General features: G+C 37.4%; 22 protein-coding genes and 2 pseudogenes. 2 read left to right on the forward strand and 22 right to left on the reverse strand.

Translation table 11 applies throughout. From position 1 onward, the window contains the following. Positions 1-2,487, forward strand: coding sequence for an EAL domain-containing protein (locus MLC44_RS09515; protein WP_434657077.1), 2,487 nt, complete (start codon positions 1-3; stop codon positions 2,485-2,487). Here MLC44_RS09515 and MLC44_RS09520 read toward each other — a convergent pair. The 4 genes and pseudogenes from MLC44_RS09520 to MLC44_RS09535 all read right to left on the reverse strand — a co-directional run. Next, positions 2,480-3,421: a PepSY domain-containing protein gene (locus tag MLC44_RS09520; RefSeq protein ID WP_434657079.1), complete on the reverse strand. Its 942-nt coding sequence runs from the start codon at positions 3,419-3,421 to the stop codon at positions 2,480-2,482. The two genes, MLC44_RS09515 and MLC44_RS09520, sit on opposite strands and share 8 nt — an antisense overlap. Before the next feature lie 104 nt (positions 3,422-3,525). Then, on the reverse strand, positions 3,526-3,822 hold the full coding sequence (locus MLC44_RS09525) for a hypothetical protein (protein ID WP_434657082.1): 297 nt from the start codon (positions 3,820-3,822) through the stop codon (positions 3,526-3,528). Then, a complete protein-coding gene (locus tag MLC44_RS09530; RefSeq protein ID WP_434658876.1) occupies positions 3,816-4,973 on the reverse strand; it encodes a TonB-dependent receptor domain-containing protein in 1,158 nt (385 codons plus the stop codon). The genes MLC44_RS09525 and MLC44_RS09530 overlap by 7 nt, the downstream gene beginning before the upstream one ends. A 521-nt stretch (positions 4,974-5,494) precedes the next feature. Then, positions 5,495-5,866 (reverse strand): annotated as a pseudogene (locus tag MLC44_RS09535) (TonB-dependent receptor); the annotation flags it as partial. A gap of 86 nt (positions 5,867-5,952) precedes the next feature. Here MLC44_RS09535 and MLC44_RS09540 point away from each other — a divergent pair. Continuing rightward, positions 5,953-6,456 carry an RDD family protein gene (locus MLC44_RS09540; protein ID WP_346389002.1) on the forward strand — a complete coding sequence of 168 codons (504 nt, stop codon included), beginning with the start codon at positions 5,953-5,955 and terminating at the stop codon, positions 6,454-6,456. Here MLC44_RS09540 and MLC44_RS09545 read toward each other — a convergent pair. From MLC44_RS09545 to MLC44_RS09630, 18 genes and pseudogenes are all read right to left on the reverse strand, one after another. After that, a complete protein-coding gene (locus MLC44_RS09545) occupies positions 6,440-7,162 on the reverse strand; it encodes a tRNA 2-thiocytidine biosynthesis TtcA family protein (protein WP_434658877.1) in 723 nt (240 codons plus the stop codon). The genes MLC44_RS09540 and MLC44_RS09545 overlap by 17 nt on opposite strands. Positions 7,163-7,178: 16 nt before the next feature. Beyond that, entirely contained in the window at positions 7,179-7,871 is a 693-nt protein-coding gene (locus MLC44_RS09550) for a 5'-methylthioadenosine/adenosylhomocysteine nucleosidase (RefSeq protein WP_434657084.1), read from the reverse strand. A 2-nt stretch (positions 7,872-7,873) separates the two neighbouring features. Beyond that, the gene (locus MLC44_RS09555; RefSeq protein ID WP_151899925.1) at positions 7,874-8,596 is read right to left on the reverse strand and encodes a nitrilase-related carbon-nitrogen hydrolase; all 723 of its coding nucleotides are present in this window, start codon (positions 8,594-8,596) and stop codon (positions 7,874-7,876) included. A 1-nt stretch (position 8,597) separates the two neighbouring features. After that, on the reverse strand, positions 8,598-9,536 hold the full coding sequence (gene fabD, locus MLC44_RS09560; protein ID WP_418640527.1) for an ACP S-malonyltransferase: 939 nt from the start codon (positions 9,534-9,536) through the stop codon (positions 8,598-8,600). After that, positions 9,533-10,321, reverse strand: a complete 789-nt coding sequence (locus MLC44_RS09565; RefSeq protein ID WP_434657086.1) for a Fis family transcriptional regulator — start codon at positions 10,319-10,321, stop codon at positions 9,533-9,535. Before MLC44_RS09565 ends, fabD begins: the two co-directional genes overlap by 4 nt. Then, positions 10,284-10,807, reverse strand: a pseudogene (locus MLC44_RS09570) (FKBP-type peptidyl-prolyl cis-trans isomerase). The gene MLC44_RS09565 and the pseudogene MLC44_RS09570 overlap by 38 nt, the downstream one beginning before the upstream one ends. A 75-nt stretch (positions 10,808-10,882) precedes the next feature. Further along, positions 10,883-11,788 (reverse strand): tetratricopeptide repeat protein, encoded by a 906-nt coding sequence (locus tag MLC44_RS09575; RefSeq protein ID WP_151899922.1) that lies wholly within the window; start codon positions 11,786-11,788, stop codon positions 10,883-10,885. A 9-nt stretch (positions 11,789-11,797) separates the two neighbouring features. Continuing rightward, positions 11,798-12,355 carry a peptidoglycan-associated lipoprotein Pal gene (gene pal / locus MLC44_RS09580; protein WP_151899921.1) on the reverse strand — a complete coding sequence of 186 codons (558 nt, stop codon included), beginning with the start codon at positions 12,353-12,355 and terminating at the stop codon, positions 11,798-11,800. Between the two features lie 72 nt (positions 12,356-12,427). Continuing rightward, on the reverse strand, positions 12,428-13,678 hold the full coding sequence (tolB, locus tag MLC44_RS09585) for a Tol-Pal system protein TolB (protein WP_151899920.1): 1,251 nt from the start codon (positions 13,676-13,678) through the stop codon (positions 12,428-12,430). Positions 13,679-13,681: 3 nt separating this feature from the next. Beyond that, positions 13,682-14,398 (reverse strand): TonB C-terminal domain-containing protein, encoded by a 717-nt coding sequence (locus tag MLC44_RS09590; RefSeq protein WP_434657088.1) that lies wholly within the window; start codon positions 14,396-14,398, stop codon positions 13,682-13,684. Continuing rightward, positions 14,391-14,783 carry an ExbD/TolR family protein gene (locus tag MLC44_RS09595; RefSeq protein ID WP_346389010.1) on the reverse strand — a complete coding sequence of 131 codons (393 nt, stop codon included), beginning with the start codon at positions 14,781-14,783 and terminating at the stop codon, positions 14,391-14,393. Before MLC44_RS09595 ends, MLC44_RS09590 begins: the two co-directional genes overlap by 8 nt. 18 nt (positions 14,784-14,801) lie before the next feature. Continuing rightward, positions 14,802-15,353, reverse strand: a complete 552-nt coding sequence (locus tag MLC44_RS09600; RefSeq protein ID WP_434657091.1) for a MotA/TolQ/ExbB proton channel family protein — start codon at positions 15,351-15,353, stop codon at positions 14,802-14,804. Positions 15,354-15,360: 7 nt separating this feature from the next. Next, positions 15,361-15,753, reverse strand: coding sequence for an ATP synthase F1 subunit epsilon (gene atpC / locus MLC44_RS09605; protein WP_151899917.1), 393 nt, complete (start codon positions 15,751-15,753; stop codon positions 15,361-15,363). A gap of 27 nt (positions 15,754-15,780) precedes the next feature. Continuing rightward, a complete protein-coding gene (gene atpD / locus MLC44_RS09610; RefSeq protein ID WP_151899916.1) occupies positions 15,781-17,175 on the reverse strand; it encodes a F0F1 ATP synthase subunit beta in 1,395 nt (464 codons plus the stop codon). Positions 17,176-17,186: 11 nt separating this feature from the next. Then, positions 17,187-18,077 carry an ATP synthase F1 subunit gamma gene (atpG, locus tag MLC44_RS09615; protein WP_151899915.1) on the reverse strand — a complete coding sequence of 297 codons (891 nt, stop codon included), beginning with the start codon at positions 18,075-18,077 and terminating at the stop codon, positions 17,187-17,189. A 10-nt stretch (positions 18,078-18,087) separates the two neighbouring features. After that, positions 18,088-19,605, reverse strand: coding sequence for a F0F1 ATP synthase subunit alpha (gene atpA / locus MLC44_RS09620; RefSeq protein ID WP_151899914.1), 1,518 nt, complete (start codon positions 19,603-19,605; stop codon positions 18,088-18,090). A gap of 23 nt (positions 19,606-19,628) precedes the next feature. Beyond that, positions 19,629-20,162 (reverse strand): F0F1 ATP synthase subunit delta, encoded by a 534-nt coding sequence (locus tag MLC44_RS09625; protein ID WP_151899913.1) that lies wholly within the window; start codon positions 20,160-20,162, stop codon positions 19,629-19,631. A gap of 1 nt (position 20,163) precedes the next feature. Next, positions 20,164-20,676 carry a F0F1 ATP synthase subunit B gene (locus MLC44_RS09630; protein ID WP_151899912.1) on the reverse strand — a complete coding sequence of 171 codons (513 nt, stop codon included), beginning with the start codon at positions 20,674-20,676 and terminating at the stop codon, positions 20,164-20,166. Between the last annotated feature and the right edge of the window lie 6 nt (positions 20,677-20,682).

The following is a 20,682-nucleotide window of genomic DNA, read 5'->3' on the forward strand; positions in this document are numbered from 1 at the left end:
ATGAACCTTCTGCAAGATGTAAGAGAGTACACAGATTTAAGAATTTTATATGTCGAGAACAGACTCTCGGTAAGAAACAAAATTTATTCTCTCCTGCAAAACCTTTCTTTACATGTAACGGTAAGTGATAATGTCAAAGAGGCGCTTTCTCTTTATAAAACATACTATTCCAAACACAGTAAATATTATGATATAGTTGTCCTTAGCCTGGATTTCACAAACTCCCAGGGCATAGAACTGGCAAAAGAGATTAAAAAACAGCATGAAAATCAGGTTATTGCCCTTATAACACAAAAAGGAAGCTCTCATTTTTTTCCGGAGGCTATCGGTTTAGGAATAGACAAATATATCAGTGAACCTCTTAAAAATACAGATGATACACTGCTTGCCCTACTGGAACTTGCAAAAAAATCTCTCCTTGTACAGGAGTTGGAAAATAAAGCATTTTTGTTACTGCAAAAAGAGAAAATGATTGATGAAAATATCTTTTTGACAGTTTCGGATATTCATGGAAATATAACAAATATTTCGCAGGCCTATTTGGATTTTACAGGCTACACAAAAGAAGAAATACTTGGCAAAAACCACAGTATTTTTAAAAACCATGATATCCACAGAGAAACCATAAAAAATTTGTGGGAGACTGTCTCTGCCAATAATACCTGGGAAGGTGATTTAAAAAATACAAAAAGTACAGGTGAAGAGTATTGGGTACATGCAGTTATTACACCTTTGCATGACAAAAGCAAAAACATCATCGGTTATACCTCTTTGTTAAAAGACATCACCTATCAAAAAAGACTGGAATATTTTTCTACTCTTGACCCGATTACCTCTTTATATAACAAACAATACTTTCATAACTACCTCAAAACAGAATACAAGCGTGCCATTTGGAAAGAGGAATTGTTTGCCCTCTTACTGATTAAAATCGATGATGAACCCATTGAAGATGAGACAATCCTGCAGGTATCTCATTTTTTACAAGAACTCAAAAACCCGCAAAATTCTGAATTATTTCGGATAGCACACAATGAATTTGCTCTGACTGTGCACAACAAAGAAGATGAATATATAAATGATACAGCAAAGAATATTCTTGAATTGAATACTCTAAAATCCTTACATCTTTCAGTAGGTGGCATTAATCTTGATACGTCAAAATTTTATCTTAACTGTGATGATTTATACAGCATAGCCGATGAAAACCTGCATAAAGCGCAAAAAAACACTGTGATGCTTGATGTCAACGAATATGCCATTAAAAATCTCAAAAGCCTGGATAGATTTACAAAACTTCCAAATCATACCGCACTGCATGAAGATCTTTCTCTGCTTAAAAAAGAGGCGATGCTGATAATTTTACATGTAAACCAGCTGAATGTGTTAAAAGACCTTTACGGCAATGCTGTTGTCCAGGATATCATTAGACAAAAAACCAGAGAACTGCACAATATAGTCCATGACGAAGAAGTGACCTTATATAATCTTAATTTGCAGGAATTCGCATTTTTAATTACAAATAAAAATCTTTTTGAGAAATATTTACTTTTAATGCAGCACTCTTTACTGCTTCCGACTGAAGCAGAGGAAAATGAGAGCAATGAATCTATAGTGGCTGACTTTACAGCAGGTATTGCCTACGGTATAGATACTGTTTTGGCACATGCAAATATTGCACTGCAAGAAGCACTTATTTCACAAAAAAAATACAAAATCTATAAAAACAGACAGTCCCTCAAAGATGAAAAAGCACAGAAAATTCAGAGACTTAAAGTCTATAAAACAGCACTTTACAACGGTGACATCATTCCGTACTTTCAACCTATTATAGAGGCAAAAAGCGGAAAAACTGTCAAATATGAAGCATTGGCAAGAATACAGACAAGCAGCGGTGAAATTATCTCGCCTTATTACTTTTTGGATGCGGCAAAAGAAGATAAAACATTTGAATTTTTTACACGACAGATGATGCAAAAAGTATTTAATGTCTATGCAAAAAACAATATTCAAATTTCTATCAATCTCAGTTATGAGAACCTCAACTCTGCCTCTATGCTTGATTATATAAAAAACCGTTTGGAAAAATACGGAGGGGAAAGAATTACATTTGAAATACTCGAATCAGAAGATATTGACGATTATGGTGTTGTCGAAGCCTTTATTTTATTTGTAAAAAAATACGGATGCCAAGTGGCTATTGACGATTTTGGTTCGGGCTATTCCAACTTTACAAATATTTTGAGACTGCATCTTGACTATATAAAACTCGATGGCTCACTGATAACACAGCTCAATAAAGATGAAAATATTAACAATATGGTACGGGGGATTATACAGTATGCCAAACAGGCTGATATTCGTACCGTTGCCGAATTTGTCAGCACAGAAGAACTGGCTCTGCTTGTCAAAGAGTTTGGCGTCGATTTTTTACAGGGTTATTACTATGGAGAACCGCAGGCTCCAAAGTACTATGGGCTCACTTAAAGAAAAGATACTTGAAATGCTTTCTTTTGTGTCTCCATCGTAGAAATCCGCTTACCAGTAGCAACAGCAAAGACAAAGCAGCTGCATCATTTACCCATATCCACCAGGAAGCGAAAAAACTGCCATCATGCAGTGTTAAAAGTACAGAGTAGAGTGTTGCCTCATGAAACTGTGGTAACTTTACACTCTTTTGCACAGGGCTGAAATATTCTACTCTGTTCTCTTTTTCTATAATGTCACGGAACATATGCGGTGCATTTTTTAAAATTTCAAAATGCTTTGCATCCAAAATACGGTTGGGGGCTCCCATTCCGCTGACATAGAGGCGTTTTCCTCTTCGTATCATTCTGTACGCAAAACCTCTGTTTTCCAATTGCCATTTGTTTAAATCCCTACTTTTGTAGATACCGTAACGATTCCCTATTCTATACACTTTCCCGTCGTAGTCAACAGCCCAGATGTCAGCTTTTAGAGTATTGTATATTGGTGGTAAAACTTTATGTGGAATTGTCACAGATTTCATAAATTTTCCAAGTGCTGACGCATGATCTAAAAAAATTCCGGTTGTCAATAAAATAAAAAGAGGGAATATAGAAAAAATAACAAAAATATTTGCATGTGTTTTTATCATTTTTCTTGCAAACTGTGCCTTTTGTTTAGAGCGTATCAAATACCAAATGATATATCCGCTTATACTGAGCCATAATAAAATCAGTGCCCCGTAATCATTGAGAAAAAGAGAAAGGTCTTCGTCAAAAAGTCCTCTTGCATAGTGTAAATCCCGTATAAATCTTGAAAGTTTTATATCTTCTTGCAGTGCTTCTTTTGGCAGAAGTATTTCTGTGCTTGTTGTAACTTTTCTACTCTTTATATCTACTACATACACTCTCTCTTTCTCTTCAACCGCTACCAGTTTATTTTCATATAAGGCCAAGGAGCTTATATATCTGTTTTTAAGGACCAACGGTGTCAGTTTTTTAAAATCATAGCAGTATACGCCCTGCGATGTTGCTATGTACAGTGTGTGTTTCTGCTCCTTTATCGCATTACACTGCAGGAACTGATTTTTTCAAAATGCTTTCCTGCATCCGTGCTTTTAAACAGACCCCGTTTACCGCCCGCTATGACAGTATCGGGGTTTTTTTTATCAATATAATACGCTTCAAAAAGCCTTTTGTCCGCCTCTATACTCTTTTGCGGCACACTCTTGAAAGTTATCGTATATAAAAAACTCCATTTGTCATGATCCAGTAAAAATCCCGTAAAAGCCAAAAGAGCCAATACTGCGGCAAAACTCAATCCGACAATTTTATGAAGTTTATAGATTTTTACCATTTATACTCTAAGCCCGCATAAAACTGTCTTGGATCACCGGGCGTATAGTCTTCTCTTCCGTAGGCATACCGAGCATTGACAGCATATCTTTTATCTGTAATATTGGTAATTTTGGCAAAAACTCTTACCCTCTTTGAGTAGTTATAATTCATTTTAACATTGCCGATACTGTATCCGTCATATTTCTCAACCGTATGTGCATCATCCATCCAATAGGAACCGACATATTGCCATTCGCCCTGCAGGGTAACTCCTTTGAGAGCGTCCGGCATATAAAAAAGACGTACATTTGCTATATTGTTCGGTGCTCCTGCCATTTCATTATCGCCAAGAACAGGATCATTGTCATAATTGTGTTTTGTATAGGTATATGCAACTGCCGTCTCCAGTTCCCGAGATATCTCCTCTTTGAGTGTCACTTCTATCCCTCTGTGTATAGAACTGCCACCATTGCGGTAACCGCCGGTATTTCTATCTCGTATGATGGTATCTTCTATAGTCATATAATAGACTGCCAATTCAAAAGATGTCTTCTTGGAAAAAGATTTTTTCAATCCTACCTCGTAGGTATTTGATGTTTCGGGATCAAGATTTATCTGTTCGTATCCTGCCTTTACAGAATACAGACGTGTTGCCTGTGGAATTCTAAAACCGTTTGCATACCGTGCATAAAGATTTAAATCCTTCGCAGGAAAATAACTCAAAGCCAGTTTGGGACTTAGATAATTATAGCTGTCATCCCTGTCTGCAGGTCTGTAATATGTTCCCGAGGCGTCATAACTGTTATCTGCGAGTTTATTATCATAACTGTAACTGTTATAGTCATATCGCAAGCCGGCACTCACAATCAGGGCACTCCACAGTTTGTATTCTGTGTGGATGTAAGGGGCTATGGCAAAATAATTTACCGTATAGTCATACAATGCCCCTGTAAGATAGGTAGCACCGCCCCATCCTGTCGTTGTAATATCAAAATTCTGATTATATTTCAGAGAAGACTGTGTATATTCTGTATCAAAGCCAAAAACTATTTTTCCCCATTCTTTTTCATAAGTATTTCTCTGTTGCAGGCCAAAGGTATAAATTTCATTATCATTGCTTGGAAGATTTGTTTCCCAGGTTGCAACATATCTGTTTCTGTTGTAACGCAGATACGGATCAGAGAAATTTCCAAATCATTATACCTGTAATTATTCAGTTGGACACTGACCCTCGCATAGTCAAACTTTCTCTCTACATCTGTTTTTTGCAAGGCTGTATAATAATTCGGATCATCACTTGCAGCCGTTGAGCCGTTTGTTATATTTGCATAGTTATTAAAACTGTCAGCCTGTTGCGCCACAGTTTTAGAAAAATTTGCAATAATTTTTATATCATTATCATCGTTCACTCTTTTGTCATAACGAAAATTGGATTCAACTCTGTCAGTTTTTGTATGCTCCCGCCAACCGTCACTGTGCATATAAGATATATTTGCACGATATCCGCTCTCTTTGTCTATAGCATCACTCACCTCCGCACTTCCAAGGCCGTATCCATAGCTTCCGCCCATACCTTTGAGTAAAACAACCTTCTCTTTTGAAGGTTTTTTCAAGGATTGTACATCAATGGTGGCAGCAACGGCATCGGATCCATACAAAGCAGTTCCTGCTCCCTTTATCACTTCAACAGACGAAGCACTCTGAAATGTAGTATAGGCAAGCCCGTTATGATTGAAAAAACCGCTTGACTGCACAGGAATTCCGTCCTGCATAAAGAGATAATAGGGACCGGTATTCACAGGCATACGAATGGAGGTCATATGTCCTATAACAGAACCGGTTTGTTCAATACGCACACCGGAAAGGGAGTTGAGCAGGTCTTTTTGAAATATAACCTGATCAAGCTCTATCTCCTTTTCCCCTTTCGTGCTTATACTCAGAGGCTGTTCTAAAACACTTTCTTTTACACCTGTTGCTATCACACTGACAGGACTGATTTCTACCACACTCTCTGCTGATGCCAACGATGCACACAAAGATAAAAACAAAATTTTTCTATTCATTACATTTCTCCCGCAAAATATGTAAAAGTGTATAGAAAAAGTGTTACATTAGTATTAAGTAAGATTTTTTACGCTATCTTTAGGGTATGAAAAAAAATATTAGATATGCAGGGTTTTGGATACGCTTTTTTGCTTCATTTTTTGATACGCTCTTTTTGGCTCTGCCTGTAGGTATCATTATTTATTTTGTAAGTGATGGCAACTGGTTTGATTTTGTACAGTACCAAAACAATATTCAAATGGCAATGAACGGGAATATACATGCTCTTGACCAACAGCCCCATACCTCTTTAACATGGGAATTTGTTTTTGAGATTTCAGTTTTGCTTGTAACAATTCTTTTTTGGGAAAAGTGGCGCGGAGCGACCCCCGGGAAAAAATTTCTACATGTAAAGATAGTTGATGCCTTTACATGTAAAGATATAAACAACAAACAGGCGATCACACGTTCTTTGGCCTATATCCCCTCATTACTGTTGTTCGGACTCGGATTTTTGATGGTGGCTTTTCGAAAAGACAAAAGAGGACTGCATGATTTAATTGCCGGAACCATTGTAATCTATGATGAAGAGGCTACTCCTCACTCATAAAAAAACTATCGACTGAGATGTTTTTAAAAGCGGCATTCAGTGAAGTAAAAAGCTGAGGATGTTCTTTTTCCATTGATGAGAGCATCTCTTTCATCTGTGCTCTTGCATAGGGCATTTTGACATCAAAACGCATGGCAGGACAGGCTTCATCGCCTATGGCTTCTATGCCGTTGTCTTCCACAAAAGCACGCAGCTGACGTTCACGCATCTGAATCAGAGGACGAATCACAACAAGCCCGTTTTGGGCTGTATATTTCGGAGCAAGACTGCGCATCTGTCCATTGTAAATAAAATTCATAAAAAAGCTCTCTGCCGCATCATCCATATGGTGGCCAAGTGCAACCTTGTTACATCCCAGTTCTTTGGCAACACTGTAAAGATACCCTCGCCGCATACGGGAAAAAAAGCTGCAAAATGAAGAATTTTTGCGAATTTTTTCTTTTGCCAAATCATAGGTCTGGGTCTCTTTTACTATATGTTCTATACCATATTCCCTGCAATGTGCGGAGAGTTTGTCAAAATTTTCACCCATTCCGTAGCTTACGGTAACGGCAATAAAATCAAAGGCAAAAGGGGCCCGGCGCTGCTGCTCTTTCATCGCATGAATCATTGTCAGAGAGTCTTTACCTCCGCTGAGTCCGACAAGAATTTTGTCCCCCTCTTCTATCAAGGCAAACTCGGCATTTGTTTTACCGAGTTTTGACATAATTTTTTTGGAAAGTTTAACCGACAAGTTTATCAACCATTTTCATAATAAATTCAGCAGATTCCACGGCACTGGTCTCTAAAAACTCATCAAAAGAAAAACTTGCATCCATGTCTGCCGCATCACTTATTGCACGAAGAATAAAAAAAGGCACATCCAAAGCATCACATACAACAGCAACACTTGCCCCTTCCATTTCCAGTGCATCTGCATGAAACGTCTCTCCAATCCAGTTTTTTCTTTTTTCATCTGCTACAAACTGATCACCCGTTGCAATAATACCTTCTTGGACATTTTTGCCCATCTCTTTTGCAACCTCTTTTGACAGGGCTGTCAGTTCTTTGTCTGCTTCAACATAAACAGCACCCTCTGGCACATATCCAAAAGGATGTCCAAAGGCTGTAATATCAAGATCGTGTTGGGCAAGTTTTGTAGCTACAATCAAATCTCCTACTTTTAGCTTTGGCGATATTGCTCCGGCAACACCTGAAAACAGAAGTTTTTGCGCTCCAAAATGTTCACACATGGTGGTTGCCGTCAATGTTGAAAATACTTTTCCTATTTTTGAATAGGCTATGACAAGATCCGTGCCTTTGTAATTTGCTTCATAATATTTGTTTCCTGCATATACAGTCGTTTTGTATTCACCTAATTTTTCTAAAATCGGTGCGATTTCTTCAGGCATTGCACCCATTATTGCTATTATCATATTTATTCCTCGATTGTAAATGTCTGTATTGATTTTTCAAACAGTGGCAACTGATGCACTCTTTTGCCCTCTTTTTGAACGATACAGCTTCCGCCCCAAAAGCCAAGTCCGTCTTCAAATCCCACACGGTTGACAAAAAGAAGCTCTGCACGGCACTCTTTTGCAACATTGCTGATAATTCCATACCATTTGTCTTGAATATCCAAAGATTTTTCATTAAATCCGCGAGCAGGGGATGCCACAAGAACGATAATCAAGTCCGGATCAAGGCTGGTGAGTTCTTCATGCACACTGGTATGCCACAAATCCTCACAGATGAGCATCGAAACTTTTTTTCTCCCCACAACAAATGATTCAAATCTGTCACCGCCTTCAAAATAGCGTGCTTCTTCAAACATTCCGTAATTTGGCAGGTGTACTTTTATATGTTTGGAGAGAAGTTTTCCGCCGCTGTAATACAGTGCTGTATTTCTAAAAACATTCCCGTCTTTGAGTGCTGCGCCGACAACAATATCAATATCTTTGCTCAACTCTTCAAAAACACTCAGTTCTTCAAGCAAATAGGCATCTTCAAAAAGTTTATCCTGAAGCAAATACCCACTTAAAGAGAGTTCAGGAAAGACTATAAGATCTGAACTTTCTTTGACATCATTTATCCAGACAACTGCCTCGGTAATATTTGTACGGTTTAACTTCGGTGAAGTTTGTGCAAGTGTGACTCTCATATTAAGAGCAAATTTCCTCTTTCACTTTTTGTAATGATGCCATATCTGATATATTGAGTGTTTTCAACTCTTTTGCAATTCTTCTGTTAAGACCTTTTAGTACAACTCCGTTGCCAAATTCTATGGCCAGGTCAACTTCAGGCGCTATTGCCTGAATTGACTGTTTGTATTTTACCGGTTTTACAAGCTGCTCTTTTAAAAGGTCAACTGCTTCCGCTTTTGTACTGTAGGGTTTTGTTGTAACATTTGAAATCACAGGGGCTTCAAAATTCTCTTGTATCTGTGTTTGCATAATTTCGGCAAGAGATTCCTGTGCAGGTGCCAGTATATCACAGTGTGATGCAACAGACATATTTAAAAGCAAGGCTCGTTTTGCTCCTGCTTCTTTAAAAGTCTGCTCCAGTGATGCCAGGTCTTCTTTATTTCCCGCAACTACAAGTTGTCCGTCCTGGTTATAGTTGGCAGGCCATACCTGTTTGCCTTCGTTTTGTGCATCACTGCAGATTTTTTCCACACTTGCGTCATCAAGGCCGACAATTGCCATCATACCGGCATTTTTTCCTTCACAGGCTTCTTGCATAAAAGCACCGCGTTTATGCACAAGTTCTACGGCATCTACATAATCAATGGCACCTGCTGCACATAAAGCAGAAAACTCACCCAGAGAGTGTCCTAAAAAAAGTTCGGCTTTAGTATCGGGACAAGCCTCTTTGAAAAGTCTGTATGCTATCATCTGAACAAGTAAAATTGCCGGCTGTGTATAGGCCGTCTGTCCCAGTTTTTCATTTTCTTCAAAAATAAGTTCTTTAAAATCCACACCGATTCTTTCACCGGCTTTATCAAACATTTCACGTGCAGTTTCAGAATTTTCATAAAAATCTTTTCCCATACCAACTGCCTGAGAACCCTGTCCTGCAAATATCATAGCTATTTTTTTCATATTTTTCCTTCTATATATTTTTTATTTTCTGTTATCTTTTTTCGTAATGTGTTTCTGTTTAAACCCAGACTTTCAGCTAACTGTACCTGTGATTTAAACTTATGCAGACCTGCTTTGAGAAGCGGTACTTCATAAAGATACAAATAGTTTCTGTAATCACTCTTGGAACCAAGTTTGTCGTAAAGATAATGTTCAATAATGTCCATTAGCTCACTGTCTTGAATATCTTGAAGTAAATAATTTATCATCACCTGTCTTTTTAAAGAGATGGCATTTTGGGACAAATCAGGCTTAAAATTACTTACGTCAAAGTTACTGCACTCACCAAATAACACAATAGCTTCGCTCACAAACTTTTCGATTAATGCTTTGACATCTTCCATTCTCTCTCGTAAAGGAGGAATATTAAACTTTACACTGAAAAGTTCATCAATTGCCCGGTGGGAAAAAGAGTCTTTTGCCGTTGCTATAACTCTTACATTGTTTTCTTTTACAGCCTGTACCAAACGTTCAATATTGGGTGAATTGTCAAGATTTGTGATTATGATAGCTTGTGTGTTTTCTAACGAAAGAAGCAGCTCATCAAAATTAGATGCGTCAATTATAAATGCATCAGGGAGAATAAAAGAAGCCAAGGTCTTTTTTCCAACACCGTGTTCACCTGTAATAAGTGCATTTACCGTAAGTGTTTTTAAAAGAGTCGCTGTCTTTTTAGCCTGGGAGGAAGCCTCACAGGCAGTTAGAAATTTAGTTACATCCACAACCGCTGCCGCCACCTGTTCCACAACAACCCTCTTCATCAGAAGGTTTGTTTTCTTCCGGAACACCAGTCATTGCTTCTTCAGCAGAGGCATCTCTTACATTGTTAATGGCAACAGTGAACATTAAATCTTTTCCGGCAAGAGGATGATTAAAATCAATGACAACAGTATCATCTTTGATTTCTTTCACTATAACCTGCACAGTTCCGCCATCTTCACCCTGACCGTAAAGAGTCATGCCCTCAGTTAAATCAATTCCGGCAAACTGTTCTTTTGGAACCTCTTGCGTTGCATCTGCATTATACTCACCATAGGCATCTGCTGCTTTAACTAAATGTCAGCTTTGTCACCTGTATTCATATCTTTGATTCCGTTTTCAAGTCCTGGAATAATTTGTCCTTTTCCGAACATAAATACCAATGGAGCTCCACCTTTGTTACTGTCTACGATTTGATCGCCATCACGTACTTCATATTCCATTGATACAATTTGATTGTCTTGAATTGCCATTATTTTACCTTTTATTTTTTTGGGATTTTATCATAATAATCTATATTATTGCTGAAAAGCATCTTTTACCCCAGTTTAGTCTAAATGTTTCTTAGCCTCTTTTGCTTCTTTTGAATGAGGATATTTTGCAATTACAGCATTGTAAAATGCCTTTGCATGTGCCTTGTCTCCTGTTTTATCCATCGCAATTGCAGTATGTAACAACAGTTTTGGCATATACGAAGCTTTGTCATACAAAGAAGCACTTTTTTTAAAATATGAAATTGCCTCTGCATAATTTTTTCTTTTAAAGTTCATCTCACCTATCATATAATGTGCATAGGCCGGTTTGTATTTTCTTTTAATGAGTTCTTTATAGTTTTGAATCGCTTTTGTATAGTATCTTTTGTCAAAATTTGCTTTTGCCTGGTTGTATAACTGCGCACTGCTTATTTTGCCCGGTTTCACACTGTTTTTTCTAGACTGCATCTCTTTTGCAATCAATGTTTTAAAATCATTGATATCTTTTACAAGAGTATTGAATGTATCTTTGCTTACATACTGGGCATTTATTTTATCTACGACTTTTGAAAGCTCAAAGATCATGGTTTGCAGTTTTGCTATCTCATCTTGATTCTTCTGTACTTTTTCAGCCAGCCTGGTTTGAAACTCATGAATATTGTCAAGATTTACTCTGTTTTGCTCTTTGAATTTTTGTAATTCTCGCTTATTTTCATGAGAGCGTACACTCAGATTCTCTACAACACTTTGTATACCGTCTACCCTTTCACGCAATGAATCAAGTTTGCTGGCTTGTGATTTTGTATTTATGGCAACTTTTTTTAAAGTATCTTTTGTTTGCAAAATAACTTTTTCACTTTGAGTAAGTCCGTAGGGTGTCGGTGCGGTCAAGTCGCCTGCTCCGAACGCAGAAGGTTCAGAAGCAAACGATAAAGAAGAGACAAAAGTAAGAAGTAATAAAGTGCGTATATTACTTTTCATCTATAAAACTTATGGTAAAAGTTTGAAATTTACACGACGGTTTTTAGCCCAGCATTCTCTTGTGTGCTCAGTACATACAGGATTACTCTCTCCGTAACTGACCATAGAAATACGAGAAGCGTCAATGCCCTCGGCAACCAAAGCTTTTTTTACACTGTTTGCACGTTTGAGTCCAAGTGCAAAATTGTACTCATCACTTCCCCACTCATCACAGTTGCCTTCAAGTTTTATATTAAAAGACTTTGCAGTAGTTTTTCCAAGTTCTGCTGCAGTATCCACTTTCTCCTGCATGTCAGGTCTAATGTTATACTTGTCAAAATCAAAATAGACTGTAGGGAATTTTGATTCAATTGCACTGGCACTTAACTGATTGCTGTTGAGTGTATTTGAAGATGAACTAATTTCCGCATTTTCACCTGTCACAGTTTCAGTCATCACTTCTTCAACTTCTTGTGCTACCGGTGCTGTGACTTCTTCAGTCTTTGTGTCGACTGCCGGTTCTTTTGTACTACAACCACTGAAAACCAAAAGTGCTACTACAACACTTGAGAGAACTATACTTTTCATTATTTATTTCCTTGCTTTTAAAATTGATATATTATACCAAAAAAATGTAATAAGTGATGAACACTTAAAACTTTACCAGTCCATAGATTGTATTTTTCCTGATTTTAGAGGAAAAAGATAGTTTTTATTGTGCATCAGCCGAATAATGCCAATGGCACTTTGCGATTTGTAGTTTTTTATAAATATAATCGCATCACCGTCTTTGGAAAACCTTGGAAACTCATTCACTCCTGTCGCAGTGAGCCTGCGAATAAAATCGGTCTCTGTGGAGATAAGATGCAGATTAAATGTATTTGCACTAAAAGCATTTGAACTCTCACGGGCCTCATAGACTACATAATGTCCTTGCGCACTGCATGAAGAGTTTGCTTTTCCATAATAGACCAGCTGTTCCACAAGCCCGTTGTCCAATCTTTTGGAAAACACATTGGGATAGCCTAAACGGGATGAAATAAAAATAATTTTATCATCTCCCATAAACTGTCCGTTTACATCTATTCCGCTGTATGTGGTAATTCTTTTATATTTTTTTGTCTCTGTATTGTAAAGATAAATATCCGGCTGACCGTCTCTTGCCATTGTGAGCAGCAGCTTTTTTCCGTCTTCGCTGACATCTGAACATACCATCATCCCGTCAGAAGATATAATGTTTTTCACTTTTGCAGTTTTAATGTCAACATATTTCAAAGTAGGTTCAAAAGAATCCAAAGATGTATAATAAAATGCGGTCTGTGCTTTGTTCGCCCATTTTGGAAAGATATTCAATCCGCCTGAGATGATTACATGCTGGTAAGAGAGTGTATAGTCCGCAATAATGATTTCACTTTTTTTAGGCGCAACTATACGGGAAAATATAACTTTTCTCTTCATCCATCCAACAGAAGGTTCACCCATAAACTCATTGATATCATAAGCCATTGCATGAGATATAAACATATAGATTTTTTTGTTGTTTACTCTGTATCGTTTTGAAAAGACTACTTCATTTTGGTGAAACAGAGTCATTTCAATATTTAAAGCTTTGTTGTCATCCTCAAACAGTTTATAGCGCAAAACATAATTCATATCTTTATTGGCAACAAGTACATTTGTATCATCAAAATCGGCAAACCTGTGATGTCTGTCAACATTAAATAAAGAAATAACATTTAAATCTGCTATCAAAGCTTTAAAAAAACGCAGCTTAAATGTGTCATTATAGCTGATCGACGCATCTTCAACTGCCAAGGAAGGCAAAGAGTCTGCTTTTTTCACTACTTCTATAGTTGCATCACCTGCAAAAGCAAGGCTGATTAAAATGAACAAAGAAAAAAATATTTTCAAAATCTACTCCTTAGAAATTAATATAACAATCGTTCTGCTCGGTCTGTTTTTCGGGTTAACAGGAAATACAACATCTTTTAATCGTTCTTTAATCCTGTCTGCTTCTTCATTGAGTGCTTCATTCTTAGAATAACTCAGTATTCTAAAATCAATAAGTTTACCAAAAGGGTCAAGTTCGATTACTGTTTTTACACTGTTGCCCTCACTGTTTTGCGGCACATTAAAATGTTGATAAACAATATCCTGAATTTTAGCCAAATATTCATTAACTTCATTCGCAGCAGATGTTGCTTCACTTTTTGACGGGTCATGACTTGCCTGAAGTGTACTGATCTTTTGTGTGACAGACTCTCTGTCTTCTTGTTTTGTGGGCCTGATTTTTCTTGTAATCTGTTCTATCCGTCTTTTATTGTCAGTTTTTTTAACTTTTTTTACACTGTTGTCTATTTTTTTTGTCCATACATCACTGAACAGATTATTGATATCTATGTTTTTTACAACTTTTTTAGTTGCGGGAACTGTTTTGGAACTTTTCTTTTTCATCGGGTGCTTTGTATTTGTGACATTAATTGAAACAGAAATATAATTTTCTTTTTTATAGCCATATGCTTTTGTTTTAGAAGCATGAAACATCATATAAAGAAATGAGAATAAAAAAAATGCAAAAAGGAAGAGTGACAAAAAGCCACTTATGTAAAAATAACGGCTGTTGTTATCCATTTGTAGCTAAAGATACCTCAGTGAAACCTGCCTGTTTAACCGCAGCAAGCACTGACATAACTATACCATAGTCCAAACGTTTATCTGCACTGATTAATACAGTTGCTTTTTTATTTAACTTTCTTGCATACAAGGAAAAGTTATCCATAAAAGCATTTAAGAGATAGTTGTCTTTATTGACTTTTATATTTCTGTCTTTGTCTATTGTTATATGCACAGGAGGAATCTTCGAGAGTTGCTCAGTTGTTGAGCCCTGCGGCAGTTTTATATTTTCTTCATATATAATATTTGGAGCGATAACCATTAAAACGACAAGCAATACAAGCATTACATCCACAAGGGGAGTAATATTAAGCTCTGGTTTTTCTTCCCAATCATACAGCACTGTTTTACGCCTTGCGTGCTAAAATCGCATCACTTTGCATTTGAGATAGCTTATAAGTTCATATGACTTTCTTTTTAAAACCTGATGGTATGTATAGGCGAATGTGGCTACAAATATACCTGAAGCGGTTGCGACTAATGCATCCGAAACGCCACTGGCAATAATTGACATACCTCCGCTGTTTTGTCCGATATGAGAAAATGTATCTAAAATAGAAACAACTGTACCAAACAGTCCGATAAAAGGAGAGGTAGAAGCAAAAACAGAAAGTACAGAAAGTCCTTTTGTCGCATCTTTTGTCGCAGCAAGCATACCGAGTCCTAAAACTTCTTTTGAAACAACATTACTGGTTTTTATAAAATTATTTAAAAAAGAGTTTTCATTGACAGTAGTAGCTCCAAGTAAAAGTGATTCAAGAGAAGCACTTTCACGAGAAAGCCAGTTATTAAGAGAAAAATAGCGGTAAAAAAACACCCAGTTCAATACTATAAAGTATAAAGAGAGCAGTAGCAATACTCCGAGAGTCACAGGGTGGCTTTTTAGATAAAAATCTATTAAATTATTAATCATACGGTTACTATATTAACTTTTGTGCGGCAGATTCTATTTTTGCTGATACTGATGCGATAGCAGTGCTTGAATCTGCAATTTCATTAATAAGTTTTTTTGCTGCATCAAGTGCCTGCGCAATCTCAGATTCAGTTTCACCGCGAATTGCAGCAGCACCTTCAACCAAAATAACAACTTTTTCTTCATCAACTTGAACAACACCCCAATTAACAACAATAGACTCGACTGATTTATCTTCTTTTTCGATATCTACCACGCCAGCTTCTAACAATGTAGTTAGAGATGCATGACCTGCCAGAACACCAAACTCTCCCTCTTTTCCAGGAAGAACAACACTGACAGCTTTACCATTATAGATTTCACCGTCAGGCGTTAGGATTTCAAGTTTAAATGTATCCATTACAGTCCTTTGTCTTAAGCAATATGCTTATTTATTTTTCTCATTCTTAGCAATAGCTTCATCCATATTTCCGACCATATAGAATGCACTTTCAGACATGTGGTCATAGTCACCGTTTAGGATGCCTTTGAAACCTGCAATTGTGTCTTCAAGTTTAACATATTTTCCTGGAGCACCAGTGAAAACTTCTGCAACAAAGAATGGCTGAGAAAGAAACTTCTCAATTTTACGGGCACGTTCAACAACATTTTTGTCATCTTCACTAAGTTCATCCATACCAAGAATCGCAATAATATCCTGCAAATCTTTATATTTTTGAAGTGTTTGCTGTACACCGCGAGCTACATTGTAGTGCTCTTCACCCAAAATTTGCGGATCAAGCAGTCTTGAAGTTGAATCCAATGGATCAACCGCAGGATAGATACCTTTTTCCGCAATTTTACGGTTAAGAACCGTTGTTGCATCCAAGTGGGCAAAAACTGAAGCCGGAGCAGGGTCAGTCAAGTCATCTGCCGGTACATATACTGCCTGTACAGAAGTAATTGAACCGTTTTTAGTTGATGTAATACGATCCTGCAGTGCACCCATTTCACGAGCCAATGTCGGCTGGTATCCAACAGCTGAAGGGATACGTCCAAGAAGTGCAGACATCTCTGAACCTGACTGTGCAAAACGGAAGATGTTGTCAATAAACATCAATACATCAAGTTTTTTTTCGTCACGGAAATACTCAGCCATAGTAAGACCTGTAAGCGCAATACGGTTACGTGCTCCTGGAGGCTCAGACATCTGACCGTAGCACAGTGCAACTTTGTCAAGTACGTTCGATTCTTTCATCTCGTAGTAAAGGTCATTTCCTTCACGAGTTCTCTCACCGACACCGGCAAATACAGAAAGACCGTCATGCCCGTGTGCAACATTATGGATAAGTTCCATGATGATAACTGTTTTACCGACACCTGCCCCTCCAAAGAGTCCGACTTTACCACCTTTTGCATATGGAGCAAGCAAGTCAACAACTTTAATACCTGTTTCAAACATCTCTGTAGTTGTTGACTGATCAACCAACGGTGGAGGATCACGGTGAATTGACCATGTTGGAGCATCAGTAACCTGCTCTCCTCCATCAATTGTTTCACCAATTACGTTAAAGATACGGCCGAGTACTTTTTCACCAACCGGAACACTGATCGGTGCACCTGTAGCTTTTGCGTCCATACCACGAACCAAACCTTCACTCATATCCATTGCAATCGTTCTAACACGACCGTCACCTAAGTGTGCTGCAACTTCTAATACCAAACGATGTTCACTACCTTCTAAATTAACATTCACTTCAATTGCTTCGTTAATTACTGGAAGATAACCATCAAAATCAACATCAACAACAGGACCCATTACCTGGCTAATTTTTCCAATCATATTTTTCTCCATTATTTCATAGACTCCACACCACTGATAATTTCTATCAGCTCTGTAGTAATAGCGGCTTGACGCGCTTTATTGTATTGTACATTTAAACTTTTTACCATCTCTTTTGCATTGTTCGTTGCTGTATCCATAGCCTGCATACGTGCAGAATGCTCTGCAGCAACTGAATCAATCAAAGAGTAGTACATATTGTAATTTACATATTTTTCAATTAAAGACTCAAGCATTTTATCTTCATCTTCTGCTTCAATTTCCATCATTGATTTTGATTCTACTTCTTTACAATCAAAATCATTTACATCAATAGGTAAAACATTGTTTACATGTAACTCTTGTGTTATCATGTTTTTATAGCCGTTATAAATAATATGAACAGCATCCGTTTTACCCTCTTTGTAATCTTCGATAGAAGTTTTTATAAATTCATCAGATCTCGTTTTATTCGGCTTAGAACTTAAGTTTATGACAGTATCAAACATTTCAACTTCATTATACTTATAGTATTCTATCCCTTTTTTACCGATTCCGCGTAAACGCACTTTTACTTTTTTCTCTTTGTACTCTTTTAGAAGTTTATTCACAGCTTTAATTGTTTGAATATTAAAACCGCCACATAAACCTTTATCTGCAGTTACAAAAATAATGTCAACCATTTTTGGGTTTTCAATTGCTGTAAAAAAGCGATTTTCCAACCCTCCAACTCTGTTGCATTCTATGCGTCCAGCTATTTCGGCAATGACCTGATTCATTTTTTGAGCATAAAGACGAGAACGTTTTGCAAGTTCTTCTGCACGGCGAAGCTTGGCAGTCGATACAAGCTTCATCGCACGAGTCGTCTTTTGAGTGTTTGAAACACTCTTAATCTGTCTTTGAATATCTTTCAAGTTTGCCATAAGTTATTCCTTAGTTAGCTACAAAGCTGGCTTTGAACTCTTCTAGTGCTTTCATCAATAGTGTTTTTGTTTCATCATCTACTTTTTTAGTACTTCTGATATTTTCAAAGATCTGAGGATATGATGCTTCTATAAACGGATACAGTTCTGCTTCAAAACGAACAACATTTGATACATCCATATCATCCAGGAAACCTTCATTTCCGGCAAATATAATAACAACCTGTTTTTCAGCAGGAAGTGGTGAAAAAGGCCCCTGTTTTAGGATTTCAACCATTCTTTGTCCACGCTCTAACTGTTTACGTGAAACTTCATCAAGATCAGATGCGAACTGGGCAAATGCCTGCAATTCTCTAAATGATGCAAGATCAAGTCTTAATGTACCTGCTACCTGTTTTGTAGCTTTAATTTGCGCAGCACCACCAACACGAGATACTGAAAGACCGACATTGATCGCAGGACGAACACCTGAATTAAACAAGTCAGTTTCCAAGAAAATCTGACCATCGGTAATAGAGATAACATTCGTAGGAATATATGCCGCAACGTCTCCGGCCTGTGTTTCAATAATAGGAAGAGCAGTTAAAGAACCGGCTCCGTTTTCGTCAGACATTTTTGCAGCACGCTCAAGTAAACGGGAGTGAACATAAAAAACATCACCAGGATATGCTTCACGACCCGGAGGACGACGAAGAATCAGTGACATTTCACGATATGCAACCGCATGTTTTGACAAATCATCATATACAATCAAACCGTGTCTTGCATTGTCACGGAAATACTCACCCATAGTAACACCGGTATACGGAGCTAAAAATTGAAGTGCAGCAGCTTCAGCAGCAGTAGCAGATACAATAATTGTATATTCCATTGCTCCGTGATCTTCCAGACGACGAACGATTTGTGCAACAGTCGACTCTTTTTGACCGATGGCAACATATATACATACAACACCGTTGCCTTTTTGGTTGATGATTGCATCTAACGCAACTGTAGTTTTACCGGTTTGTCTGTCACCGATGATAAGTTCACGTTGCCCGCGACCAATCGGAACAAGTGCATCAATTGCTTTGATACCCGTTGCAAGTGGCTCATGTACAGATTTTCTGTCCATAATTCCAGGTGCTTTTTCTTCTACAAAACGAACTTCTGTAGTATCAATCGGACCCTTACCGTCAATCGGTTCGCCAAGTGCATTTACAACACGGCCAAGAAGGGCATCCCCTACAGGAACTTTTAGAAGTGTTCCCAAACGCTTCACGCTCATTCCCTCACGAAGTTCAGGACCAGAACCGAGAATAACAACACCAACGCTGCTCTCTTCCAGGTTTAGAACCAAACCTTTTGTTCCCTCTTCAAATTCTACCATTTCTCCCGCCATAACATTGCTCAGTCCGTAAACCTTCGCAACACCATCGGCATAAGAAACAATTTTACCTGTTTCATTGATATCAACACTTAGTTCAAAGTTGTCGATACGCTCTTTAATTATTGAGCTGATTTCATCAGCTTGAATTTTTGCTACCACTATTGTTCTCCTCTCATTGAAAGTTAAATTGCTTTTATTATATGTTCTATAATTTGTCTGTCTATTCTGTCTTTAGAAAAATTAATTTCTATACCAAGACCTTCTACTTCTACTTTTATACCGTTAAAGTCATTTTTAACAAATGTCAGGCTGATAGTTACATCATACTTTTTGCCTAAGCCGGCACTCAATTCTTCTATTACTTTTGAATTGATATCTGTATCACTGTAAATAACACCTTCATAAGTTTTAGCCGCTTTTGCCAAATCACTTTTCAATTCCTGTGCAATTGCCGGAATAATATTGATACGTTTGTTTTCTACCAACAGCTTGATAAAGTTGTTGATTTTATCAGAGTTGGCACTTTTTACCGCCTCTAACAAAATCTTTGATTTTTCTTGAGCTTTTATGCTTGGGTTAGCAATAATACTGACAAACTTGTCATTTTTAAATGACTCTGCCAAGGCAGAAAATACTGTTGTCATATTTTGCATAGATGCTAAGTCAGAACCCATACCTAAAGCTTTTATGTATCGTTTTGCAATCAGTTCTTCCATATCAGGCAACCTTTTTCAAAATGATATTAGCCATAGTTTCTCTGTCAAAACTATCACTGCTTTGTTTCAATGTCTCTTTTAAGACATCTTCAACAACACTGCGAATCATTTTCTTTTCTTCAAATTCTTTTTTGAGAGCAAATTTTTTCACCATAGCTTCAATATCACTTTCTGCCTGTGCAATAATCGTGTCATTCAAAATTTTGTTCTCTTTTTTAGAAACAATCGCCAACTCTTCAGCAAACTTTTCAGCCTCAGAAATTTTTGCCAATGCCTCTTTTTTAAGAGCGATTGATTCATTCAGCTTTTCCTGAACCTTTTTCAATTCGTCAGCTATTGCCTGACTTCTTGATGCAAAGAAATTCTTTACAGGTTCCCCAACTAGATACCAAACAAGCCCGGCAAATAACAGGAAGTTTACAGTTCTTTGAACTATGTCTGTTCCTGCATGCTCGTGCCCAGATGCCAATGCATAAGTTGATATCATTAGCATTAATACTAAAATTCTACTCACATTACA

The organism is Sulfurimonas sp. NW9 (assembly GCF_051132275.1).
Classification (GTDB): domain Bacteria; phylum Campylobacterota; class Campylobacteria; order Campylobacterales; family Sulfurimonadaceae; genus Sulfurimonas; species Sulfurimonas hydrogeniphila.